This window comes from Roseibium sp., from assembly GCF_048260565.1.
Taxonomy (GTDB): Bacteria; Pseudomonadota; Alphaproteobacteria; order Rhizobiales; family Stappiaceae; genus Roseibium.
The window spans coordinates 330,014-348,186 of record NZ_JBLXGP010000002.1 but is presented as its reverse complement, the minus strand read 5'-3'; the positions used below and the strand labels follow the sequence as shown (position 1 = coordinate 348,186).

The following is an 18,173-nucleotide window of genomic DNA, read 5'->3' as shown; positions in this document are numbered from 1 at the left end:
GCTAGCCCCGCGCCTGTTCGGATGTCAAACAATATGGCGCGTCTCGACAAGTTATTTGTCACCTTACGCCAACTATCCCTCGCACCCCTGTCGAAAATTTTACAGCCTTTCCCGCATCGGGTGGTTATAAGCCGTCCTCATGCGAGATCTGGATGTCCTGATAATCGGGGCCGGTGCGGCCGGGCTCATGTGCGCCATCGAGGCAGCAAAACGCGGACGCCGCACGCTCGTCATCGACCATGCGAAAAAACCGGCCGAAAAAATCCGGATTTCGGGCGGCGGCCGTTGCAACTTCACCAATCTTCACTGCGAGCCGCGGAACTTTCTGTCGCTGAATCCGCGCTTCTGCGTCTCCGCCCTCAAGCGCTACACGCAGCACGATTTCCTGGCCCTCGTCGAGCGGCACCGTATCGGCTGGCACGAAAAGACCCTTGGTCAGCTTTTCTGCAACGACAGCGCCAAAGATATTATCGAGCTGCTGCTTTCAGAACTCGGCAGAGCTGGCGCGACGCTGAAGCTGGAAACTAGCGTTACCGGCATTAGGAAGCCCGACGACAGGTTTTCCATCGAGACCAGCGCGGAAACCATCCGGGCGACATCGCTGGTGATCGCCACCGGCGGACCGTCGATCCCGAAGATGGGTGCGACAGGCTTCGGCTATGACGTGGCCAAACGCTTCGGACTGAACGTGGTCCAGCCGCGCCCTGCCCTCGTGCCGCTGACCTTTTCCGACGCCAACAAGGCGCTTTGCGCCAAGCTCGCCGGCGTTTCCGTCGATGCCGTCGTGTCCTTCCAGAAGACCCTGTTCCGCGAAGGTCTGCTCTTCACCCATCGGGGGCTGTCTGGCCCGTCGATCCTGCAGATTTCCTCCTACTGGCAGGAAGGCAAACCGATCACCGTAAACCTCGCCCCTGACCGGGACGTCTTCGAAACCCTGCGGGCGGCTCGGACAGACACGCCGAAGCAGGATCTGAAAACGGCGCTCGCAGCCCTCCTGCCGAAACGCCTGGCCGACGAACTGGCGGCCGAGTTCAAGCTCTCCGGCCGGCTGGCGGATTGCTCCGACAAGGCGCTTCGCCGGGCAGGAGATCTCCTCAACCGCTGGCAACTGGTGCCGGCGGGAACGGAAGGTTACCGCACCGCGGAAGTCACGCTCGGCGGCGTCGATACGAAAGAGCTGTCGTCGAAGACTTTCGAAGCGGCAAAGGTTCCGGGGCTTCATTTCATCGGCGAAGTCATCGACGTCACCGGGCACCTCGGCGGCTTCAATTTCCAGTGGGCCTGGTCCTCGGGGCATGCAGCAGGACAGGCCGTCTAGCAAAATGCTGCTCTGCACAATAAAAAGATGACCGTTCCTCAGATGCCGTTATACTCGGCAAAAAACGGCGTGTAGTTGGGAGCATTCATGAGGCGGGTAACCATCCACGATGTGGCGGCAAAGGCCGGTGTCAGCCTTGCCACCGTCGACCGTGTCATGAACGGTCGTTCCGGCGTGCGCAAAATCACCATCGAAAAGGTGCAGGCCGCTGCCGACGCGTTGAACTATTCCCGGGACATCTTCGCCGCCAATCTCGCCAAGAAGCGCAATTACCGGTTCCAGTTCCTGATCCCTGACGGCCCGAACGCCTTCATGGAAGACCTCTGCCGGGAAGCGCGCAAGCATACCGAAACGCTTGCCCGCGAACGGGTCGACATTCACATCGAGCCGATCGACGCATTCGACGCGCACCGGGTTGCCGGAACGCTGGCGATCCTGGACAAGTCGGTCTGCGATGGCGTTGCCGTGGTCGCGCCTGCCTTTCCGGAAGTGCGCGCCGCCATCGACCGGCTGCAGGACCGGGGCGTTCACGTGGTTACGCTGGTGTCCGACCATCCCGCCTCCATGCGCCGCCGTTTCATCGGCATCGACAATATGGCGGCCGGACGCGCCGCTGGGCGGCTCATGGGCCGGTTTCTTCCCGGGACACCGGGCAAGATCGCCGTGATTGCCGGATCTCTCGGGTTGCGCGATCATGCGGAACGGCATGGCGGCTTCACGCAAGTGCTTTCAGACGCATTTCCGCACCTGAATATTCTGAAGGTCCGCGAGGGACGCGACGATAACGGCAAGAACGAGGATACCGTCGGCAAGCTCCTGTTGGAACATCCGGATCTCGCCGGCCTCTACAACATCGGCGCCGGTAACCGCGGTGTGATCGCGGCCCTGGAAAAGAGCAATCGAGCCGGGGACATCACCTTCGTCGGCCATGAGCTGACGCCCTACACCCGTGCCGCACTCATCAGCGGGACAATGGATGCGCTCATTGCCCAGAACGCAGGGCACGAAGTGCGCAGCGCGACCCGGATCCTGAAGGCGCTTTGCGACGGCACGCCCATTCTCGACGACCAGGAGACCATCGGCATCGACATTTTCATGAAGGACAACCTGCCGGACCAACCCTAGACGCCGGTTATTGCAAAGGACGTCATAAGAAGACGGAATATTCGAAATTTCGGGACTTTAGGCTAAAAGTAGCGTCTCACACTCAAATATAATCGTTGACGATCCCGAACTGAGTGACCATATCTATTGTCATGCGCCTGACTCAACAAACCAACTATGCCGTTCGCGCCCTTATGTACTGCGCGGTCAACAACGACAAGCCGAGCAAGGTTGCCGATATTGCGGCCAGCTTCGACATGTCGGAGACGCACCTGTTCAAGATCATGAAGGTGCTGGTCGACGCGGATCTGATCAAGACCATCCGCGGGCGGAACGGCGGTGTCATGCTGGCCCGGCCGGCATCCGAAATAACCGTCGGCGAGGTTGTCCGCGCGGCGGAAGAAAGCTTCCTGCTGGCCGAGTGTTTCGACAGCGGGCGCAAGGACTGTCCGCTGATCCTGTCGTGCGGTTTCAACGGCCTGCTACATGAAGCCCTCGAAGCCTTCATGGACGTGCTCGACACCAAGACGATCGCCGACCTGGCCGAAGACCGGATGAGCATGCGCGATCTGCTCAAGATCGAAGTCGCCCAGCCGATGGCTGCCGCCAACTAGGGCTTTCCAATTTCCGGATTGTTTTGAGGTCACCTGCCGCACACGATGCGGCGGGTTTTTTTGCGTCTTGTCGCGGCCGCATGAGCCGACCTTCCCGCTTTGAACTGAAATGTCCTGGCTGGCTTACCGCTGAGGGAGAGGAGAGGGCGGTTGGCTTGCCGGACATTTCGGCTTGTTCAGCCGACCTGAGCGACTAGCAGAGGACGCGAATTCCGCTTCGCCGCAAATCAGGCATTGCCTTCATACTTAAACTTGAGTATCTGTGTCAAGTATAAAGCTGAGTAATTTACTCAACTTTAGAACCGTTCTAAACTTTTGAAATATCGGGTATTTTCGATGCAGACCACGAAACCTCGCCGTGAAAAGCTCTCGCTTCCTTCCCCCCGCAGGGCGTCCGATGCCACCAGCCAACCGGGGTCGGACATGCTGGATACCAGAACCCTTTTCAAGGGCCGGCGGGAGCTGAAAATTCAGCACAATTCGGAAACCTACCGCCTGACCATCACCAAGCTAGGCAAACTCATTCTCACCAAATAACCGGCCCGATGCCCCCGCTCTTGCGACCGATGTCGCCTGCGGACAAGAAATGTCCGCTCTTCGCGGGTGACGCCGGATCGAAACCGGGCCATGATTGCAGGAACGTTTCTGCGTGAAATGGTCGTGTATGTTCATCAGCGTCTTCGACATCTTCAAAATCGGCATCGGCCCGTCCAGCTCTCACACGGTCGGCCCCATGGTCGCGGTCCGGCGGTATCTGGACCGCCTTGCCGACCTGCCGCAGGTGGAAGCCAGGGCCAGGCGGATCACCGTCACCCTGCATGGATCGCTGGCCTTTACCGGCAAAGGCCACGCCACCGATCACGCGGTGTGCCTGGGCCTCATGGGCGCTACGCCGGACACGCTCGATCCGGACGCGGTCGCGCCGATGCTGGAAAAGCTGGCCTTGGAGAAAAAGCTGAACCCCGACGGCCTGCCGCCGCTTGATTTCGATCCGGAGACGGACGTCATCTTCGATTACGGCCCGCCGCTCGATGCCCATTCCAACGGCATGACCTTTCGTCTTCTCGGGGTGGACGGCGAGATGATCGACGAATTCGTCTACTACTCTATCGGTGGCGGTTTCGTGGTCACCGAAGCGGAGATGCGCAACACCCGTAACGCCCGGGACGAGTTGAAGAACCAGGACGTCCCCTACCCGTTCGCATCGGCAAAACAGATGCTGGAAATGGGCAAGCGGGCCGGGTGCAGCATTGCGGAGATGAAGCTTGCGAACGAATGCGCGGAAGCCTCACCCGAGGAAGTGAATGCGGGGCTGGACCGGGTCTGGTCCGCCATGGACGCCTGCATCAACCGGGGCATCTCCGGACACGGAATCCTGCCGGGCGGTCTGAAAGTGAAGCGCCGGGCCGGTGAGATCTACCAGAAGCTCATCCGCGAAGGCCGCACCAATCAGCCTTACGAGCACACGGTGATGGACTGGCTCGGGGTTTATGCCATGGCGGTCAATGAGGAAAACGCCAGTGGTGGACGTGTCGTCACTGCGCCGACCAACGGGGCCGCCGGCGTCATCCCCGCCGTCACCCGCTACTATCTCGACCATTGCCCGCACGCGGACCAGGAAGGCATTCGCACCTTCCTGCTGACGGCGGCCGCCATCGGCGGCATCATCAAGGCCAATGCCTCGATCTCCGGCGCTGAAGTCGGTTGCCAGGGTGAGGTCGGCTCCGCCTCGGCCATGGCCGCCGCCGGCCTGTGCGCCGCCCTCGGCGGCAGCAACGAACAGGTGGAAAACGCCGCCGAAATCGCCCTGGAGCATCACCTCGGCATGACCTGCGATCCCGTTGGAGGGCTTGTTCAGGTGCCCTGCATCGAGCGCAACGCGCTTGGCGCCGTGAAGGCGGTCACCGCCGCGTCCCTGGCGCTTCGCGGCGACGGCAGCCACTTCGTTCCCCTGGACGGCTGCATAGAGACCATGCGCCAGACCGGCATCGACATGGGCGACAAATACAAGGAAACCTCCACCGGCGGGCTCGCCGTGAATGTCGTCGAGTGCTGAGCGGAGAGGCCTAAGGCGCGTTTCTCTAGTTCTGCTTCAGACGCGTCTTGTGGGCGTGGGCGATGTGGCGCTTGGCGGCGGCCGTGGCGGCCTCGCTGTCGCCTGCGGCAATGGCATCGACGATGGCCGCGTGTTCCTCGACCGCGGTTTCGCGGCGTTCCGGCGTGTCCAGCGTCGTGCCCGCCATCAGGATGAGCGACAGGCGCAGGTGGTCGATCAGGTCGACCAGATAGCGGTTGTGCGAGGCGAGACACAGGCGGCGGTGGAACTCGCGGTTGGAGCGGACGAGGCTGTCCTGATCCTCGATGCGCTTGCGGTCCGCCTTGACCAGATCCTGCAGGATTTCCACTTCCGGCTTGGAGGCGTGTTTGGCGGCCAGGCCGGCGGCCGTGCCCTCCAGCACCTCGCGCATGTAATAGACCTCGTTGATCTGTCCGTGATCGAGGGTCGGAATGACCATGCCCCGGTTCGGTTCATGGACGGCAAGCCCCTGTGCTTCCAGACGCTTCAGGCCTTCGCGGATCGGCGTGCGGCTGACGCCGAATTCCTCCGCCAGTTCGGCCTCCCGCAACCGGTCGCCCGGCTTGAGCACGCGGTCCTCGATCAGGCCGATCAGCCTGCGATAGATTTCAGATCCATTCATGACGACGGGTGTTACCACGTTTCTGCGCTCCTCCAACCCGAATCCCTTTTCAGGCGGCCCGAATCCCTTTTCAGACAGATTGGGACTTTGGCGCAAAAAGCCTGCCGCCGACAACAGGTTCGCGCGCGCCGGTGGTTTCCGGATAGCTGGTCGGAAGGCCCGCTTTCAGGCGCGCGCCGAGAAACGCCATAGCCTGGGCCTCCAGCGCATCGCCATCGATGTCGAAACGGTCCGACGGTACCACTTCACCGGCAAGCCGCTCGTCAAGCTCGCGCATCAGGGTCGGGTTCAGCCGCCCGCCGCCACAGACGATCCAGAGCTTCGGATCGGACGGCAGCAGGGCGACGGATCTGGCGACCGCCGCTGCGGTGAAGGCAGCCAGCGTGGCCGCGCCGTCCTGCAGGGACGTTTGCGGACCCAGGTCGAGCGCGAAGGCGTTCCGGTCGAGGGACTTCGGGCCCGGCCGATCGAAGAAGGGATGGGAGAGCGCTTTTTCAAGCCAGCTCTGGTCCACCTTGCCTTTCCCCGAAATCTCGCCATTGCGGTCATGATCTCCGGCCTGGTGCCGGCGGATCCAGTCGTCGAGCAGCGCATTTCCCGGCCCGATATCGAAAGCGATCAGCGTACTGCCGTCGACATAGGTCAGATTGGAGACACCGCCGATGTTGAGGAAACAAAGCGGCTGGGGAAGACCCAGCGACAGGGCCTGATGGTAGACGGGCACCAGCGGCGCCCCCTCCCCGCCTGCGGCCATGTCGGCCAGCCGCAGATCACCGACCACCGGGATCCCGAGAACGTCGGCCAATCCCTGCGGGTCGCCGAGCTGGATCGTCTCACCCTGTTTGGGGTCATGCCAGACGGTCTGCCCGTGGAAAACAACGAGGTCCACGCCAAGCCCGTGTTCGGCAATGAAGGCGCGGATCGCGTCCGCATGGTCCCGGGTGACGAGCCGTGCGATTTCCGGCCAGTCCGAGCGATCCCCCGGCCCGCGCGCGATTGCTTCCAGAACGGCCGCGCGGGTTTCATAGGCATAGTCTGCCGTTGCTGAAGCCCCGAAACGGGCGACCGAGCGGCCGTCCGTTTCGATTTCGGCAAGGTCGATGCCATCGGCTGACGTGCCGCTGATGGTGCCGACCACGGACCACATGGTCAGAGCGCCTTGGACATGTTTTCCAGCGACGCCTCGGCAATATCGAACATTTCGTCGATCTGCTTTTCGGAGATGATCAGCGGCGGGCAGAAGGCGAGCGCGTCGATCATGTTGCGCGAAATCAGACCGTTGGCGTGGAATTCCGCATTGGCCCTGGCACCCAGCGCGCCCGGCGTCTTGGACAGTTCCTCATGGCCGAGTTCGATGGCGCCGATCAGGCCGATCCCGCGGGTCTCGACCACCAGCGGATGATCGTTGAAGGAATTCAGACGGGAGAGGAACTTCGGGCTCACCGACTTGATGTGGGACAGGATGTCCCGCTCTTCGATGATCTTCAGGTTTTCAAGCGCGACTGCGGCGGCAACCGGATGGCCGCTGGCGGTGTAGCCGTGGCCCCAGACGCCGATCTTGTGGCTTTCGTCGGCCACCGGACCGTAGACCTTCTCGTTCACCATGAGCGCGGAGATCGGCAGATAGGACGAGGACAGCTGCTTCGACAGGGTCATCATGTCCGGCTCAAGATTGTAGGTCTTGGTGCCGAACATTTCGCCGGTCCGGCCAAAGCCGCAGATGACCTCGTCGGCGACGAACAGGATGTCGTATTTCTTCAGGACCGGCTGGACCGCTTCCCAGTAGCCGTCCGGCGGGATGACGACGCCGCCGGCGCCCATCACCGGTTCGGCGAAGAAGGCCGCGATCGTTTCCGGGCCTTCCGCCAGGATCAGGTCTTCCAGATCCTGGGCGCAGCGCTTGGCGAAGGTTGCCTCGTCCTCGCCGTCCTTTTTCATGGTGCGGTAGTGCGGGCTGGTGGTGTGCAGGATGTTGGCGATCGGCAGATCGAAGGAGCGGTGGTTGTTCGGCAGGCCGGTGAGGCTTGCGGAGGCGACCGTCACCCCGTGGTAACCGCGGACGCGGGAGATGATCTTCTTCCGCTCCGGCTGGCCGAGCGCGTTGGAGCGGTACCAGATCAGCTTGATTGCGGTGTCGTTGGCTTCCGAACCGGAGTTGGTGAAATAGACCTTGGACATGGGTACCGGCGCCATGTTCACCAGCATTTCGGCAAGTTCCACCGACGGTCCGTGGGTCTTGTGGGAGAAGGTGTGGTAGAAGGGCAGCTTCTCCATCTGGCGGGTTGCTGCCTCCACCAGACGCTTTTCACCAAAGCCCAGCGCCACGCTCCACAGACCGGCCATGGCCTCGATATAGCGCTTGCCGCTGTTGTCCTCGACGTAGATCCCCTCGCCCTTCTCGATCACCATCGGACCGATGTCTTCGTGCTTGCGCGCGTCCGTGTAGGCGTGAAGCTGGTAGGCGATATCGCGCGCTTCAATGGAATTGGGCAGATGGGTCATCGTCATCCTCAAGGAGTATCAAACGGTATTGTGGATTGGTTCAACCAACGAGCCGGGCAGCCCGTGCTGTCGGGACACTACGCCTGATGACGCCGCATTTCACGCAAAATCGGCAATTCATCCGAAACTGTGGCAAGTTGGCCAGCCGGTGCCCAAGCCCTGTGCAGGCTATGAGACCGCGACCAACAAAAGTGACGCAACAGGAGCTTCAGCGTGCGGTTACAGCGACGCCGTCTTCCACGTTGTTGCCCGGATGAAGCACCACCGTATCGCCCGCCTTCAGGCCGTCGGATATCTCGACCGTGAGGCCGTTGGCGTGCCCGACCTTGATCTTGCGGATCCTGGCGCGTCCGTCCTCGACCGCAAACACCGCCCAGTCTTCGCCCTCGCGGAACAAGGCCGTCAACGGAAGGGTCAGGACATCGCTGCCCTGCCACAGGATGATCGAGACTTCGACGCGAAAACCGTGGGCGAGCCTGGCATAGGCCTCCGGCAGGTCTGTCAGGTCGATCACCACGTTGACCCGCTGTTCCTCGATGCCCAGCGCCGAGATCTTGGTGAAGCCGAAGGGTTCGACCCGGCGGACCACGCCGTTCAGCGGCGTGTCGCCGCCCCAGTCGTCGATGGCCACCTTCAGCCCCGGCGCGACCTTGACCGCATCCGCGGACAGAAGATCGACGACGATTTCAAGGTTTCGCGGATCACCAACCTCGGCAATCGTCGTTCCGGCCTGCAACACGCCTTCGCTTTTCTTCAGCACGCGCAGGACCTTGCCGTCGACGGGCGCGTAAATCGGAATACAGGCACAGGCGTCCCGCTGATTGACAAGTTCGGCCGGCGAGATCAGTTGGCTCCGGGCACGCTCCAGCTCATGGATCCTCATATCCAGGGTGGCTTCGGCCGTTGCCAGTTCGGCCTTCTTGGTATCGAAGGCAAGCTTCGCCTGGTCCAGCTGACGCTTGGAAACGGTCTCCCGGCCCGCCAGTTCCTGCGCCCGGGCAAGGTCGGCCTTGGCGAATTCGAGCTCGGCGCGCGCTCTTGATATGTTCGCCTCGGCCAGGTCGCGCGCGGCCCTTGCCGCCTGGACGGAGGCGCGCATTTCCGCTTCCGTGCGCTGGTCCAGGAATTCCGGATCGATCGGCTGCAATTCGGCGATGACGTCGACTTTCGCCTTGACCTCATCGCCGGCCTCCTTGTCGATCCGCAACAGCCGACCGGTCACAGGCGTGCTGACCTCGTAGATATCCTCGATCCGGGTCTCGCCTTCCTCGTCGACGCTGACCGTCAGGGGACCGCGTGTCAGGACATGGAGATCCACGGCCACAGGGCGCGGCCACAGGGCATAGGCCACACCCAGCGCGACCGCCAATAAAAGAAGGCCCCAGATAATCATGCGGCGAAAGGTGATGCTCATGGTTCTTTTCCGTCACTCTCGCGTCTTCAAAACTGCAATCAGGTCCAGCCGGTCGAGGCGGCGACGCACCATCAGGGCCGATATTGCGGCGGCGCCAAGGGTTACCAGCATGGCATAGCCGAAGGAAGACGGCTCGATAACCGCCGGTATCCGGTAAAGCTCGGTATCGAAGGACTTCGCCATGCCCAGTGCCAGCCAGTTGCCGATCAGGCAGCCGACGGGCAGCGCCATCACCGTCAGAAGCAGGCTCTGCCCGAGCAGGATGTAGGAAATCTCGAAGCGGGTGAACCCGATCACCCGCAGGGTGGCAAGTTCCCTCCCGCGTTCGGACAAGGCGATGCGCGCGGAATTGTAGACCACACCAATGGCCAAAGCCGAGGCGAAGCCGGCAAACATGCCGATGAAAACCAGGACAGTCTTGGCCATGGTTTCGTTGAAGATATCGATTGCCGCCTGGCGCAGCGTGACCGACGAGACATGCGGCGTATCCTTGAGCCTGGCGAAAAGCGCCGCCTGCCTGTTCGGATCGATACGCAGATGCACGGTATTGACGACATTGGTCTCGCGCATCATCCGGTTGATCGCCTCAGCACGCATATAGGCCGGATAGCCGATATAGGTGTTGAAGACACGCACCACCGGCACCTCGACGACCGGCCTCTGGCCTTCCAGAACCTCCAGCTCGATGCGATCGCCGGTCTTCGCGCCCAGGATCTCGGCCAACTTGGTCGAAATCACGAGACCGTCCGGCGGCAGGTCGATGGCGCCGCCCGCATCGTCATAGACGAGATAAAGCCCCTGCTTGGCCGGCAGGCCGGAAATCTGCAGGCGCTTGTTCCGTGGTCCCAGATGGGCGCGCACATCCAGATTGCGCTGACCTTCCACCGCCAGAACGCCGGGCAGATTTTCAAAATCCCGGAGCACCGACTGCGGCTGGATTTCGGTCAGGCTGACCGTTACGTCCTGCCGTTGGGAGGCAACGAAGTAGACGTCGATGAGCCGGTTGATGGAATCGAGCCACTGCAGCGCGATGATCAGGACGGCGACGGACATGCCGATGCCGATCACGGTCATCCCTGAGCGCAAAGGCCAGCGGAACACCTGACGGAAGATCATCCGGGTCGGCTGGTCCAGAAGCCGGGCAAGTCCGGTCCCGGCCAGATAGGAGCGGGAGAAGGACGGCGGCGCCGGCGGGCGCATGGCTTCGGCGGGTGCGAGGCGGACGGCACGGCGGACCGCGCTTGCCGTGCCGACCATGGCCGCGAGCAGGCTCAGGCCGCCCGCGATCAGGAAACTGTCGGGCAGCGGGCGGAACAGCAGGAAGGGGAAGCTGTACATCTGCGCATAGATGGAGGTGATCCACTGGCCCAGTCCCGCGCCCAGGAACGATCCCATCACCACGCCGATCAGGGCGATCACCATGACCAGTTTCATGTAATGCCAGCCGACCTCCAGATCCGAGTAGCCGAAGGCCTTCAGAAGACCGATCACCCCGCGTTCGGTCGCGATCAGCCGGTCGACCACCATGTTGGTGAGGAAGGCCGCCACGATCAGGAAGATCGACGGCAGCAGCCGGGCCATGGTGGACAGCTGGTCGATTTCGCTCATCAGGAACCAGTTGGAAATCTGGTCCTTGCGGGCAAAGGCGCCGCTACCGCCATAGGGCGCCAGGATCCGGTCGAGGCGCTGAATGACGCCTTCAGGAGGCGTATGAGGCAGAAGCGTCAGGGTAACGTCGTTGAAGGCGCCGTCCAGATCGAAGGCGCCGGCAAGCGCACGTTCCCCCATCCAGAAGATGGCGTAGCGCTTGTCGTCCGGCATCAGCGCCCCCGGGCCGATGGCATAGGTATGTTCGGGCGACAGAGCGATACCGACGATGCGCAGGGTCCGTTTCTGGGTGTTGATCACGGCCTTGACGGTATCGCCCAGGGTCAGGTCCTGAGCCGCCGCGAACTTCTCGTTGACGACCACTTCCTCCGGCTTGGCCGGATCGACCAGTCGCCCGCTCTGCAGGACGAGCTGATTGAGCAGCGGCTTACCCCGCTCCGGCAGGGAGGACAGAAGCGCGGTCGCCGGTTCCTCGAAGCCGGCAATGTCCAGCGTTGCATATTCGACGATCCGCGTCTCGACGGTCTGCACGCCGGGGATGTCGGCGATCCTCGGGACCAGCGACTTGGGCGCGCGTTTCAGGTGGCAGAAGACGTCTGCGAACCGGTAACGCTCGTAATAGGCATCGGCCGTTGCCTGAAGGGACTGGATCGCGCCCAGCGACTGCACCATCACCCCGACACCGGTGGCAATCACCACGGCAATCGCCAGCACCTGACCCTTCAGGTGCCAGAGATCGCGCAACAGTTTCCGGTCCAGCGGGTGCATGGCAGTGCCTGTCGTCCTCTACCACCGGATCCCGGAAGCGGCGACCTTGTCCGGATTGACGCTGACGTCCTGGATGGCGCCGTCGGCAAGGCGGATCACCCGATCGGCCATCGCCGCAATGCCGACGTTGTGGGTGATCAGCGCCGTGGTCGTGCCCAGTTCCCGGTTGATCCGTTCCACCGCTTCCAGAACGATGACGCCGGTCTGGCTGTCGAGGGCGCCGGTGGGCTCGTCACACAGAAGGACCCGCGGCCGCTTGGCAATGGCGCGGGCGATCGCCACGCGCTGCTGTTCGCCGCCGGAGAGCTGGGCCGGGAAATGGGTCAGCCGCTCGCCCAACCCGACCAAACGCAGGGCGTCCGCCGGCGACATGGGATCGACAGCGATTTCCGTGACCAGCGCGACGTTTTCCTCCGCCGTCAGGCTGGGCACGAGATTGTAGAACTGGAAGACGAAACCGACATGATCGCGCCGGTAGCGGGTCAGCGCCGCGTCATCGTAGGCTGTGATTTCGGTGCCGTCGAAAAACACCTGGCCCGAGCTCGGCCGGTCCAGTCCGCCGATGATATTCAACAGGGTGGATTTGCCGCTGCCCGAAGCCCCGAGAAGAACGACCAGTTCGCCCTCGTAAAGGTCAAGGTCGACATCGCTCAGAGCACGGATCGCAAGTGCTCCAGAGCCATAGACCTTTGACAGGCTGCGGGCCGAGAGGGTTGTCTTTGCGCTCCCGCCGGTCGCCGCCGGCCGCGCATCGGCATTTTCTGTAATCGGGCTCTGCATGCCGCCATCCTTGTCGCACCGGCGGGATAAGACCATGCGCTCAATCAAATCGGAAGGCAAAACCGGCGAAAATATCCGCTCGACCGGTCAGGCCTTGCAGATCCGGTCAAGGAATTCGAGCAAAACACGTGCCTTGGGCGACATCAGCCGTCTGCTCGGATAGACCACGGAAAGTTTCGAGGCAGACAGGTCGAGGGAGATATTCCTGAAAACCTCCACAAGACTGCCGTCGCGCAATTGCTGGCGGCAATAAAGTTCCGGCAGGAGCGAAACGCCTGCGCCGCAGACGATGGCCTTGCGCACGGACAGCGGGTCGTTCACATGGGTGATGCCACGCGCCAAATCGAAATGATCGGCCTGGCCGTTCAGATGAAAGGGCACCCGCCGCAACCCGTAGCGGGTTTCGCAGATCCGAATGTGCTTGAGAAGGTCGTCCGGGCTGTCGCCAAGGGTGCACTGGCTCAGATAGTCCGGGCTTGCCACCCAGATCAGAGGTCCGGCAAAAAGCGTCCTGCAAATCAGATCCGAATCCTCCTGGGGGCCAACCACCACCGCGATATCGATCTGATCGCGCAGAATATCGGTCCCGTGGCTGGTGATGACCAGTTCGAGATCGACTTGCGGATAGTCCCGGTGAAAGGCGGCCAGATTCGGCGAAACGATTTCCTGGCAGAAGGCCGGCGGCAGGGAGACGATGAGCCGGCCCGAGGGCACGGCATTCAGGCCCGCCATGGCCGCATCGGTTTCCCTGACCTGTTCCATGATCAGCAGCGCCTGCCGGTAAAAGGTCTCGCCTTCCGCGGTGATCCGCAGGCTGCGCGAGTTCCGGTCCAGGAGGCGCAGGCCAAGTGCCTCTTCAAGCCGGCTGACGGCCTTGCTGACCGTAGACTTGGGCATGTCGAGCGCCCGGGCGGCGGCGGTGAAGCCATTGTGGTCGATCACCGCAACGAAGACCGGCACATCATCGATCGTCCACTTCATGTCGTCTCGCATTGTCCAAAATTAGAAACGTTGTGTCTATATCTCACGGATTGTCCAATTTTCAAAATCCCGTATCGTTTCTGCCGATCAGATGGAGGAGACATGCCGGCTCCGGCGCAGCCCTGCGGCGCCGCGCGTGCCCGGCCGGACGGCGTTTCTCCGAGGCACTAGAGGATTTGAGGACATGGCAAAAATCGTCGGAGGCATCGGCGCCTCCCATTCACCGACCATCGGCTTCGCCAGGGACACCAACAAGCAGAACGACCCGGCCTGGGCGCCGATCTTCGAGGGTTTCGCCGAGGTGCGCGACTGGGTGAAACGCAAGGACATCGATGTCCTGTTCATGATCTACAACGATCACATCACCTCGTTTTTCTTCGACCACTATTCGGCTTTCGCGCTCGGCGTTGACGATACCTATTACCCGGCCGATGAAGGCGGCGGACCGCGTAACGTGCCGCCGGCGAAGGGCCATGCGGCACTGGCACAGCATGTGGCGGCCGCCCTTGTGGCCGACGAATTCGACATGTCCTTCTTCCAGGGCAAGCCGCTCGACCACGGCTGCCTGTCGCCGCTGTCGATGATGGGCGACGAGACCGGCACATGGGGCGGCAGCATCGTCCCGCTTCAGGTCGGCGTCCTGCAGTTTCCGATCCCGAACGCCCGCCGCTGCTACAAGCTCGGCAAGTCCCTGCGCAAGGCGATCCAGAGTTTCCCGGACGACAGCCTGCGCGTGGCGATCGTCGCGACCGGCGGCCTGTCGCACCAGGTCCACGGCGAACGCGCCGGCTTCGTCAACGAGGACTGGGACCAGGAGTTCCTGAACCTTCTTGAAACCGCGCCGGAAAAGCTGGTCGAAAAACGCCTTGCCGACTATGCGGTGCTCGGCGGCATGGAAGGGGCCGAGGTCATTATGTGGCTGGTCATGCGCGGCGCCCTGTCGGACAAGGTGACGAAGGTCCATTCCATGACCTACGCCCCGTCCGTCACCAACATCGCAACGGTTGTCTTCGAGGACGAGGGCGACACGCCGGACAAGGCAGACCTGGAAGCTTACCGCGCACACATGGGCTACGAGCTTGCCGGGGCGGAAACCCTGCAAGGCACCTATCCGTTCACACTCGACCGCAGCCTGAAATGCTTCCGCATCAACGACTTCCTGCACCGGCTGGTCATTCCCGAGCACCGCGAACGGTTCCTGAACGACTTCGACGCCCTGGCGGACCAGTACAAGCTGACGGCGGAAGAACGCAGCCTGATTTCGGAACGCAAATGGATCGAAATGATCCGCAAGGGCGTCAGCTTCTTCGTTCTGGAAAAGATGGCCGCCGTGGTCGGCGTCTCCAACCCGGAAGTCTATGCCAGCATGCGCGGCGAGACGCTGGAGGAATTCATGAAGACCCGCAAGGTGCCGATCAAATACTCGGTCGCCGGCGGCGCGAAGGCGGAAGAAATGGATAACGCCTGAGCGGACGCTCGTCGATGTAGAAACAACGCTTGAAGCGGCCCGGTTTTCCGGGCCGTATCGCACCGTAAAAACCCTCTCCACCGTCATCCCGGGCGAACGCCAGTGAGACCCGGGACCGGAGAGGCAGAGGCCTGACGACTACGAATGGGTTGGCCTGACACTGCTTGTAGCTCGCCGGTCCCGGATCTCCGCTAACGCTTCGTCCGGGATGACAAAATAGGGCTTTGTTATCAAATTCCGGCGGCCCGGTTTTCCGGGCCGTTTTTTAATTGAATTCGACCTTAAGAGATAACGGACGAAAACGCGCGCAGGCGTTGCTCTACATGATCCCTCTGGAGTAGCTTGATGCGACTCATCACGTAGCGTCATGCAGAACCTCCAGGAAAGCCATGCACAGATTCGTCGGGAAACGCTTACAGTTCCAGAGACTTCCTCTTCCGGCGATTTTGCTTCTCGCCGGCTTCCTGTTCACCGGCCTTCCGCAGTGGGAGAGTCAAACCGCGTTTGCCGGCACGGCGGAATTGCCTCCGTTCACAACGGCGGACGTGCCGCCGGCGCCCGATTACGAACATGATGCAAGCTGGCTCGCCAGACCGAAAGATCCCGACCAATTCGCCGTCGATATAGTCTGGATCTATCCGACCGTGCTTTACGACGAGTCCGCCTGGTTGATGGACATCACCCGCAAGGACCTGATCGCGGGCGCGCAGGAAACCGTTGCGACCGAAGCCCATTCCTTTTCGGGGCTGGCCAATCTTTATGCGCCGCTCTACCGGCAGATGAACCTTTCCGGCTTCAACCTGCCCGACAAGGAACGAGACAAGATCGTCGCCTATGGCGAGGAGGATGTCCGCAGGGCGCTGAAATATTATCTGGATCACCATAACAACGGACGCCCGTTCATCATCGCCGCCCACAGCCAGGGCTCCTATGTGCTGACCCAGCTCGCCCTGGACCACTGGGGCACGATCGGACACGAGGACCGCATGATCGCGGCCTATGCGATCGGCTGGTCGATCACGGACGACGACCTGAAGGCCAATCCGAAGATCACCATCTGTGACGAGCCGCATCAGACCGGCTGTTTCATCAGCTACAATTCCGTTGCCGCCGGACACCAGAAAGACGCTCCGATGATCCTGCCGGGCGCCGTTGTCGTCAATCCGCTGACATGGACCCGGGACACGGCTCTTGCTCCCGCCAGCCTCAACCGGGGCTCGACCTTCTTCAACAAGGACCAATCGTCCAAGACCCTGCCCCATTTCACGTCCGCTCAGATTGCCGACGGCGGGCTGGTGGTCACGCCGAAGGATCCGAGCCTGCTTGCGAGCCCGTTTTTCCCGGCCGGGGTCTATCACAGCTACGATTACTCCCTGTTCTTTGAAAACATCAGGGCCAACGCTGCCCAACGGATCGAGGCGTATCTCTCGAGGCCGCATTAGGGAGTACGGGCCCGATAAAGGTGCGTAAGTCCTTCGCGTTTACGCAACGCCATGGCTTTCCGTTTCTTTTTTGTTAACATTTCGCTCTCTGAGCCTGAAATCAGCGGGGGTTGCGGCACATGAGCGGATCTGTTGTCACCATTGCGTCCCTGAAAGGCGGAAGCGGCAAGACCACGCTCGCCTGCTGCCTTGCGGTCCACTGGCATCTCAAGGGCTACAAGCCGCTTCTGATCGATGCCGACCCGCAGAAATCCGTCATGAGGCTTGCCGAACGGGATCAGGCACTCGGCGGCGTCGAGCTTCTCGAACAGGCGGATGCCAGTGTCTGGAACACCATCAAGCACCAAAGCGGCACCCACGGTGTGACCGTCGTCGACACGCCGGGCTTCGACAGCGACATCACGGTCGCAGCCCTTGCGGTGGCCGATCTGGTTCTGATCCCGGTCAAGGCCTCGCCCCTCGACGTCGACCGCATGATGGATACGGTCAAGGTGCTGATGAGCGGCGTGAAAGGCTGGGCTCCGACCTTCCGCTGTGTGCTGACCCAGACCATTCGCGGCAGCGTGATTTCCCGCCACGTGCGCGCGGAACTGGAGGAAGGCGGCTTTCCCCTTCTCGCCAACGACATGCCGAACCGGGTCGCCTATGCGGAAGCCGGGCTGTTCGGGGCAACCCCGAGCCTGACCATGCCCGACGGCCCGGCATCGCAGGACATTTCGGCAATCGCCACGGAAGCCGAAGCGCTGCTTGCCACCAAAAAGGCGCTCACAGCATGAGCAAGCGACTGCCCAGAACCTCCAACCGGACCCTTGACGATCTGCGCAAGGCGGCAAGCCAGGCTCTCGATGCCGAACAGCCGAAGCGGCGGTCCAGCCCCCCGCGGCGGAGCGATGCGGGACCACGGCAAGGCCCGTCCGTGTCCGCGGCTGCGTCCGAACAGGCCGCGAAACCGGAGAAGATGCCCGAACCGGCCGCCTCGACGCCTGCAAAAGCTGAACCGGTCGGAGGGTCCCTCATGGTTCGAAGCGAACGCCCGAGCAAGGCCGCCTTCCGCGAAGCCACAGGGCGGCTGATCATCGAACGGCACGCCAATTTCGCGGCCCTTGCCGGACTGGTGCCCATGCCCTTTGTCGATCTGGCCGCCATCGCGGTGATCGCGGAACGCATGCTGCGCAAGCTGACCCGCCTCTACGGCCGGTCCCTTTCCGAGGACCAGGGCAAACGGCTGGCGCTGGCGATGCTGACCGGTCTTGCCGCGCCGGGCCTGGCAAGCATCACGACGACGGCGGTGCTCAGAATGGCGCCGGGCTCGCAAATCCTGAACATGGCGATCACATCGGCGTCGGCAGTGATCTTCATCCGCGTGATCGGCGATGTTTACCTGACCCGCCTGCAGGCCGGCCTCGATGGCGCGGACGCTGTTCCGGCCTGAGGGTTTCGGGGTAAAACTTCCGCGGGATGCTTGTGCTTTCCCG

Annotated in this window: 16 protein-coding genes; 9 read left to right on the top strand and 7 right to left on the bottom strand. The window is 62.2% G+C overall.

What is annotated here, in order from left to right:
* Positions 1 to 139 precede the first annotated feature (139 nt).
* From ACN0SO_RS06085 to ACN0SO_RS06065, 5 genes are all read left to right on the top strand, one after another.
* Positions 140 to 1,318 carry an NAD(P)/FAD-dependent oxidoreductase gene (locus tag ACN0SO_RS06085; protein ID WP_417675595.1) on the top strand — a complete coding sequence of 393 codons (1,179 nt, stop codon included), beginning with the start codon at positions 140 to 142 and terminating at the stop codon, positions 1,316 to 1,318.
* A gap of 87 nt (positions 1,319 to 1,405) precedes the next feature.
* On the top strand, positions 1,406 to 2,443 hold the full coding sequence (locus ACN0SO_RS06080) for a LacI family DNA-binding transcriptional regulator (RefSeq protein ID WP_417675593.1): 1,038 nt from the start codon (positions 1,406 to 1,408) through the stop codon (positions 2,441 to 2,443).
* A gap of 131 nt (positions 2,444 to 2,574) precedes the next feature.
* Positions 2,575 to 3,036 (top strand): iron-responsive transcriptional regulator RirA, encoded by a 462-nt coding sequence (gene rirA, locus ACN0SO_RS06075; protein WP_417676397.1) that lies wholly within the window; start codon positions 2,575 to 2,577, stop codon positions 3,034 to 3,036.
* A 423-nt stretch (positions 3,037 to 3,459) separates the two neighbouring features.
* Positions 3,460 to 3,573, top strand: a complete 114-nt coding sequence (hemP, locus tag ACN0SO_RS06070; RefSeq protein WP_346910518.1) for a hemin uptake protein HemP — start codon at positions 3,460 to 3,462, stop codon at positions 3,571 to 3,573.
* Between the two features lie 127 nt (positions 3,574 to 3,700).
* Complete coding sequence (locus tag ACN0SO_RS06065) at positions 3,701 to 5,092, top strand: L-serine ammonia-lyase (RefSeq protein WP_417675591.1); 1,392 nt, start codon at positions 3,701 to 3,703, stop codon at positions 5,090 to 5,092.
* 25 nt (positions 5,093 to 5,117) lie between these two features.
* Here the strand turns inward: ACN0SO_RS06065 and ACN0SO_RS06060 are convergent, their stop codons facing one another.
* From ACN0SO_RS06060 to ACN0SO_RS06030, 7 genes are all read right to left on the bottom strand, one after another.
* Positions 5,118 to 5,735: a GntR family transcriptional regulator gene (locus tag ACN0SO_RS06060; protein ID WP_346910604.1), complete on the bottom strand. Its 618-nt coding sequence runs from the start codon at positions 5,733 to 5,735 to the stop codon at positions 5,118 to 5,120.
* Between the two features lie 70 nt (positions 5,736 to 5,805).
* The gene (locus tag ACN0SO_RS06055; protein WP_417675589.1) at positions 5,806 to 6,882 is read right to left on the bottom strand and encodes an anhydro-N-acetylmuramic acid kinase; all 1,077 of its coding nucleotides are present in this window, start codon (positions 6,880 to 6,882) and stop codon (positions 5,806 to 5,808) included.
* Positions 6,883 to 6,884: 2 nt separating this feature from the next.
* Positions 6,885 to 8,237 carry an aspartate aminotransferase family protein gene (locus ACN0SO_RS06050; RefSeq protein ID WP_417675587.1) on the bottom strand — a complete coding sequence of 451 codons (1,353 nt, stop codon included), beginning with the start codon at positions 8,235 to 8,237 and terminating at the stop codon, positions 6,885 to 6,887.
* Between the two features lie 208 nt (positions 8,238 to 8,445).
* Positions 8,446 to 9,651, bottom strand: a complete 1,206-nt coding sequence (locus ACN0SO_RS06045; RefSeq protein WP_417675585.1) for an efflux RND transporter periplasmic adaptor subunit — start codon at positions 9,649 to 9,651, stop codon at positions 8,446 to 8,448.
* Positions 9,652 to 9,663: 12 nt separating this feature from the next.
* Positions 9,664 to 11,232, bottom strand: coding sequence for an ABC transporter permease (locus tag ACN0SO_RS06040; RefSeq protein ID WP_417676395.1), 1,569 nt, complete (start codon positions 11,230 to 11,232; stop codon positions 9,664 to 9,666).
* Positions 11,233 to 12,045: 813 nt separating this feature from the next.
* Positions 12,046 to 12,807, bottom strand: coding sequence for an ABC transporter ATP-binding protein (locus ACN0SO_RS06035; protein WP_417675583.1), 762 nt, complete (start codon positions 12,805 to 12,807; stop codon positions 12,046 to 12,048).
* 87 nt (positions 12,808 to 12,894) lie between these two features.
* Positions 12,895 to 13,788 (bottom strand): LysR family transcriptional regulator, encoded by an 894-nt coding sequence (locus ACN0SO_RS06030; RefSeq protein ID WP_417675581.1) that lies wholly within the window; start codon positions 13,786 to 13,788, stop codon positions 12,895 to 12,897.
* A 184-nt stretch (positions 13,789 to 13,972) separates the two neighbouring features.
* On the opposite strand from ACN0SO_RS06030, the gene ACN0SO_RS06025 reads away from it, so the two are divergent.
* The 4 genes from ACN0SO_RS06025 (at position 13,973) to ACN0SO_RS06010 (ending at position 18,130) form a co-directional block, all read left to right on the top strand.
* A complete protein-coding gene (locus ACN0SO_RS06025; protein ID WP_417675579.1) occupies positions 13,973 to 15,256 on the top strand; it encodes a gallate dioxygenase in 1,284 nt (427 codons plus the stop codon).
* 389 nt (positions 15,257 to 15,645) lie between these two features.
* Entirely contained in the window at positions 15,646 to 16,698 is a 1,053-nt protein-coding gene (locus ACN0SO_RS06020) for a DUF3089 domain-containing protein (protein ID WP_417675577.1), read from the top strand.
* A gap of 119 nt (positions 16,699 to 16,817) precedes the next feature.
* Positions 16,818 to 17,474: an AAA family ATPase gene (locus ACN0SO_RS06015; protein ID WP_417675575.1), complete on the top strand. Its 657-nt coding sequence runs from the start codon at positions 16,818 to 16,820 to the stop codon at positions 17,472 to 17,474.
* Positions 17,471 to 18,130 (top strand): DUF697 domain-containing protein, encoded by a 660-nt coding sequence (locus ACN0SO_RS06010; RefSeq protein ID WP_417675573.1) that lies wholly within the window; start codon positions 17,471 to 17,473, stop codon positions 18,128 to 18,130. Before ACN0SO_RS06015 ends, ACN0SO_RS06010 begins: the two co-directional genes overlap by 4 nt.
* Positions 18,131 to 18,173 lie beyond the last annotated feature (43 nt).

Bases quoted from the DNA above. Each gene is read 5' to 3' on its own strand.
- ACN0SO_RS06085 (WP_417675595.1), top strand. From the start codon at position 140: ATGCGAGATCTGGATGTCCTGATAATCGGGGCCGGTGCGGCCGGGCTC.
- ACN0SO_RS06080 (WP_417675593.1), top strand. From the start codon at position 1,406: ATGAGGCGGGTAACCATCCACGATGTGGCGGCAAAGGCCGGTGTCAGC.
- rirA (WP_417676397.1), top strand. From the start codon at position 2,575: ATGCGCCTGACTCAACAAACCAACTATGCCGTTCGCGCCCTTATGTAC.
- hemP (WP_346910518.1), top strand. From the start codon at position 3,460: ATGCTGGATACCAGAACCCTTTTCAAGGGCCGGCGGGAGCTGAAAATT.
- ACN0SO_RS06065 (WP_417675591.1), top strand. From the start codon at position 3,701: ATGTTCATCAGCGTCTTCGACATCTTCAAAATCGGCATCGGCCCGTCC.
- ACN0SO_RS06060 (WP_346910604.1), bottom strand. From the start codon at position 5,735: ATGAATGGATCTGAAATCTATCGCAGGCTGATCGGCCTGATCGAGGAC.
- ACN0SO_RS06055 (WP_417675589.1), bottom strand. From the start codon at position 6,882: ATGTGGTCCGTGGTCGGCACCATCAGCGGCACGTCAGCCGATGGCATC.
- ACN0SO_RS06050 (WP_417675587.1), bottom strand. From the start codon at position 8,237: ATGACCCATCTGCCCAATTCCATTGAAGCGCGCGATATCGCCTACCAG.
- ACN0SO_RS06045 (WP_417675585.1), bottom strand. From the start codon at position 9,651: ATGAGCATCACCTTTCGCCGCATGATTATCTGGGGCCTTCTTTTATTG.
- ACN0SO_RS06040 (WP_417676395.1), bottom strand. From the start codon at position 11,232: ATGGCCCGGCTGCTGCCGTCGATCTTCCTGATCGTGGCGGCCTTCCTC.
- ACN0SO_RS06035 (WP_417675583.1), bottom strand. From the start codon at position 12,807: ATGCAGAGCCCGATTACAGAAAATGCCGATGCGCGGCCGGCGGCGACC.
- ACN0SO_RS06030 (WP_417675581.1), bottom strand. From the start codon at position 13,788: ATGAAGTGGACGATCGATGATGTGCCGGTCTTCGTTGCGGTGATCGAC.
- ACN0SO_RS06025 (WP_417675579.1), top strand. From the start codon at position 13,973: ATGGCAAAAATCGTCGGAGGCATCGGCGCCTCCCATTCACCGACCATC.
- ACN0SO_RS06020 (WP_417675577.1), top strand. From the start codon at position 15,646: ATGCACAGATTCGTCGGGAAACGCTTACAGTTCCAGAGACTTCCTCTT.
- ACN0SO_RS06015 (WP_417675575.1), top strand. From the start codon at position 16,818: ATGAGCGGATCTGTTGTCACCATTGCGTCCCTGAAAGGCGGAAGCGGC.
- ACN0SO_RS06010 (WP_417675573.1), top strand. From the start codon at position 17,471: ATGAGCAAGCGACTGCCCAGAACCTCCAACCGGACCCTTGACGATCTG.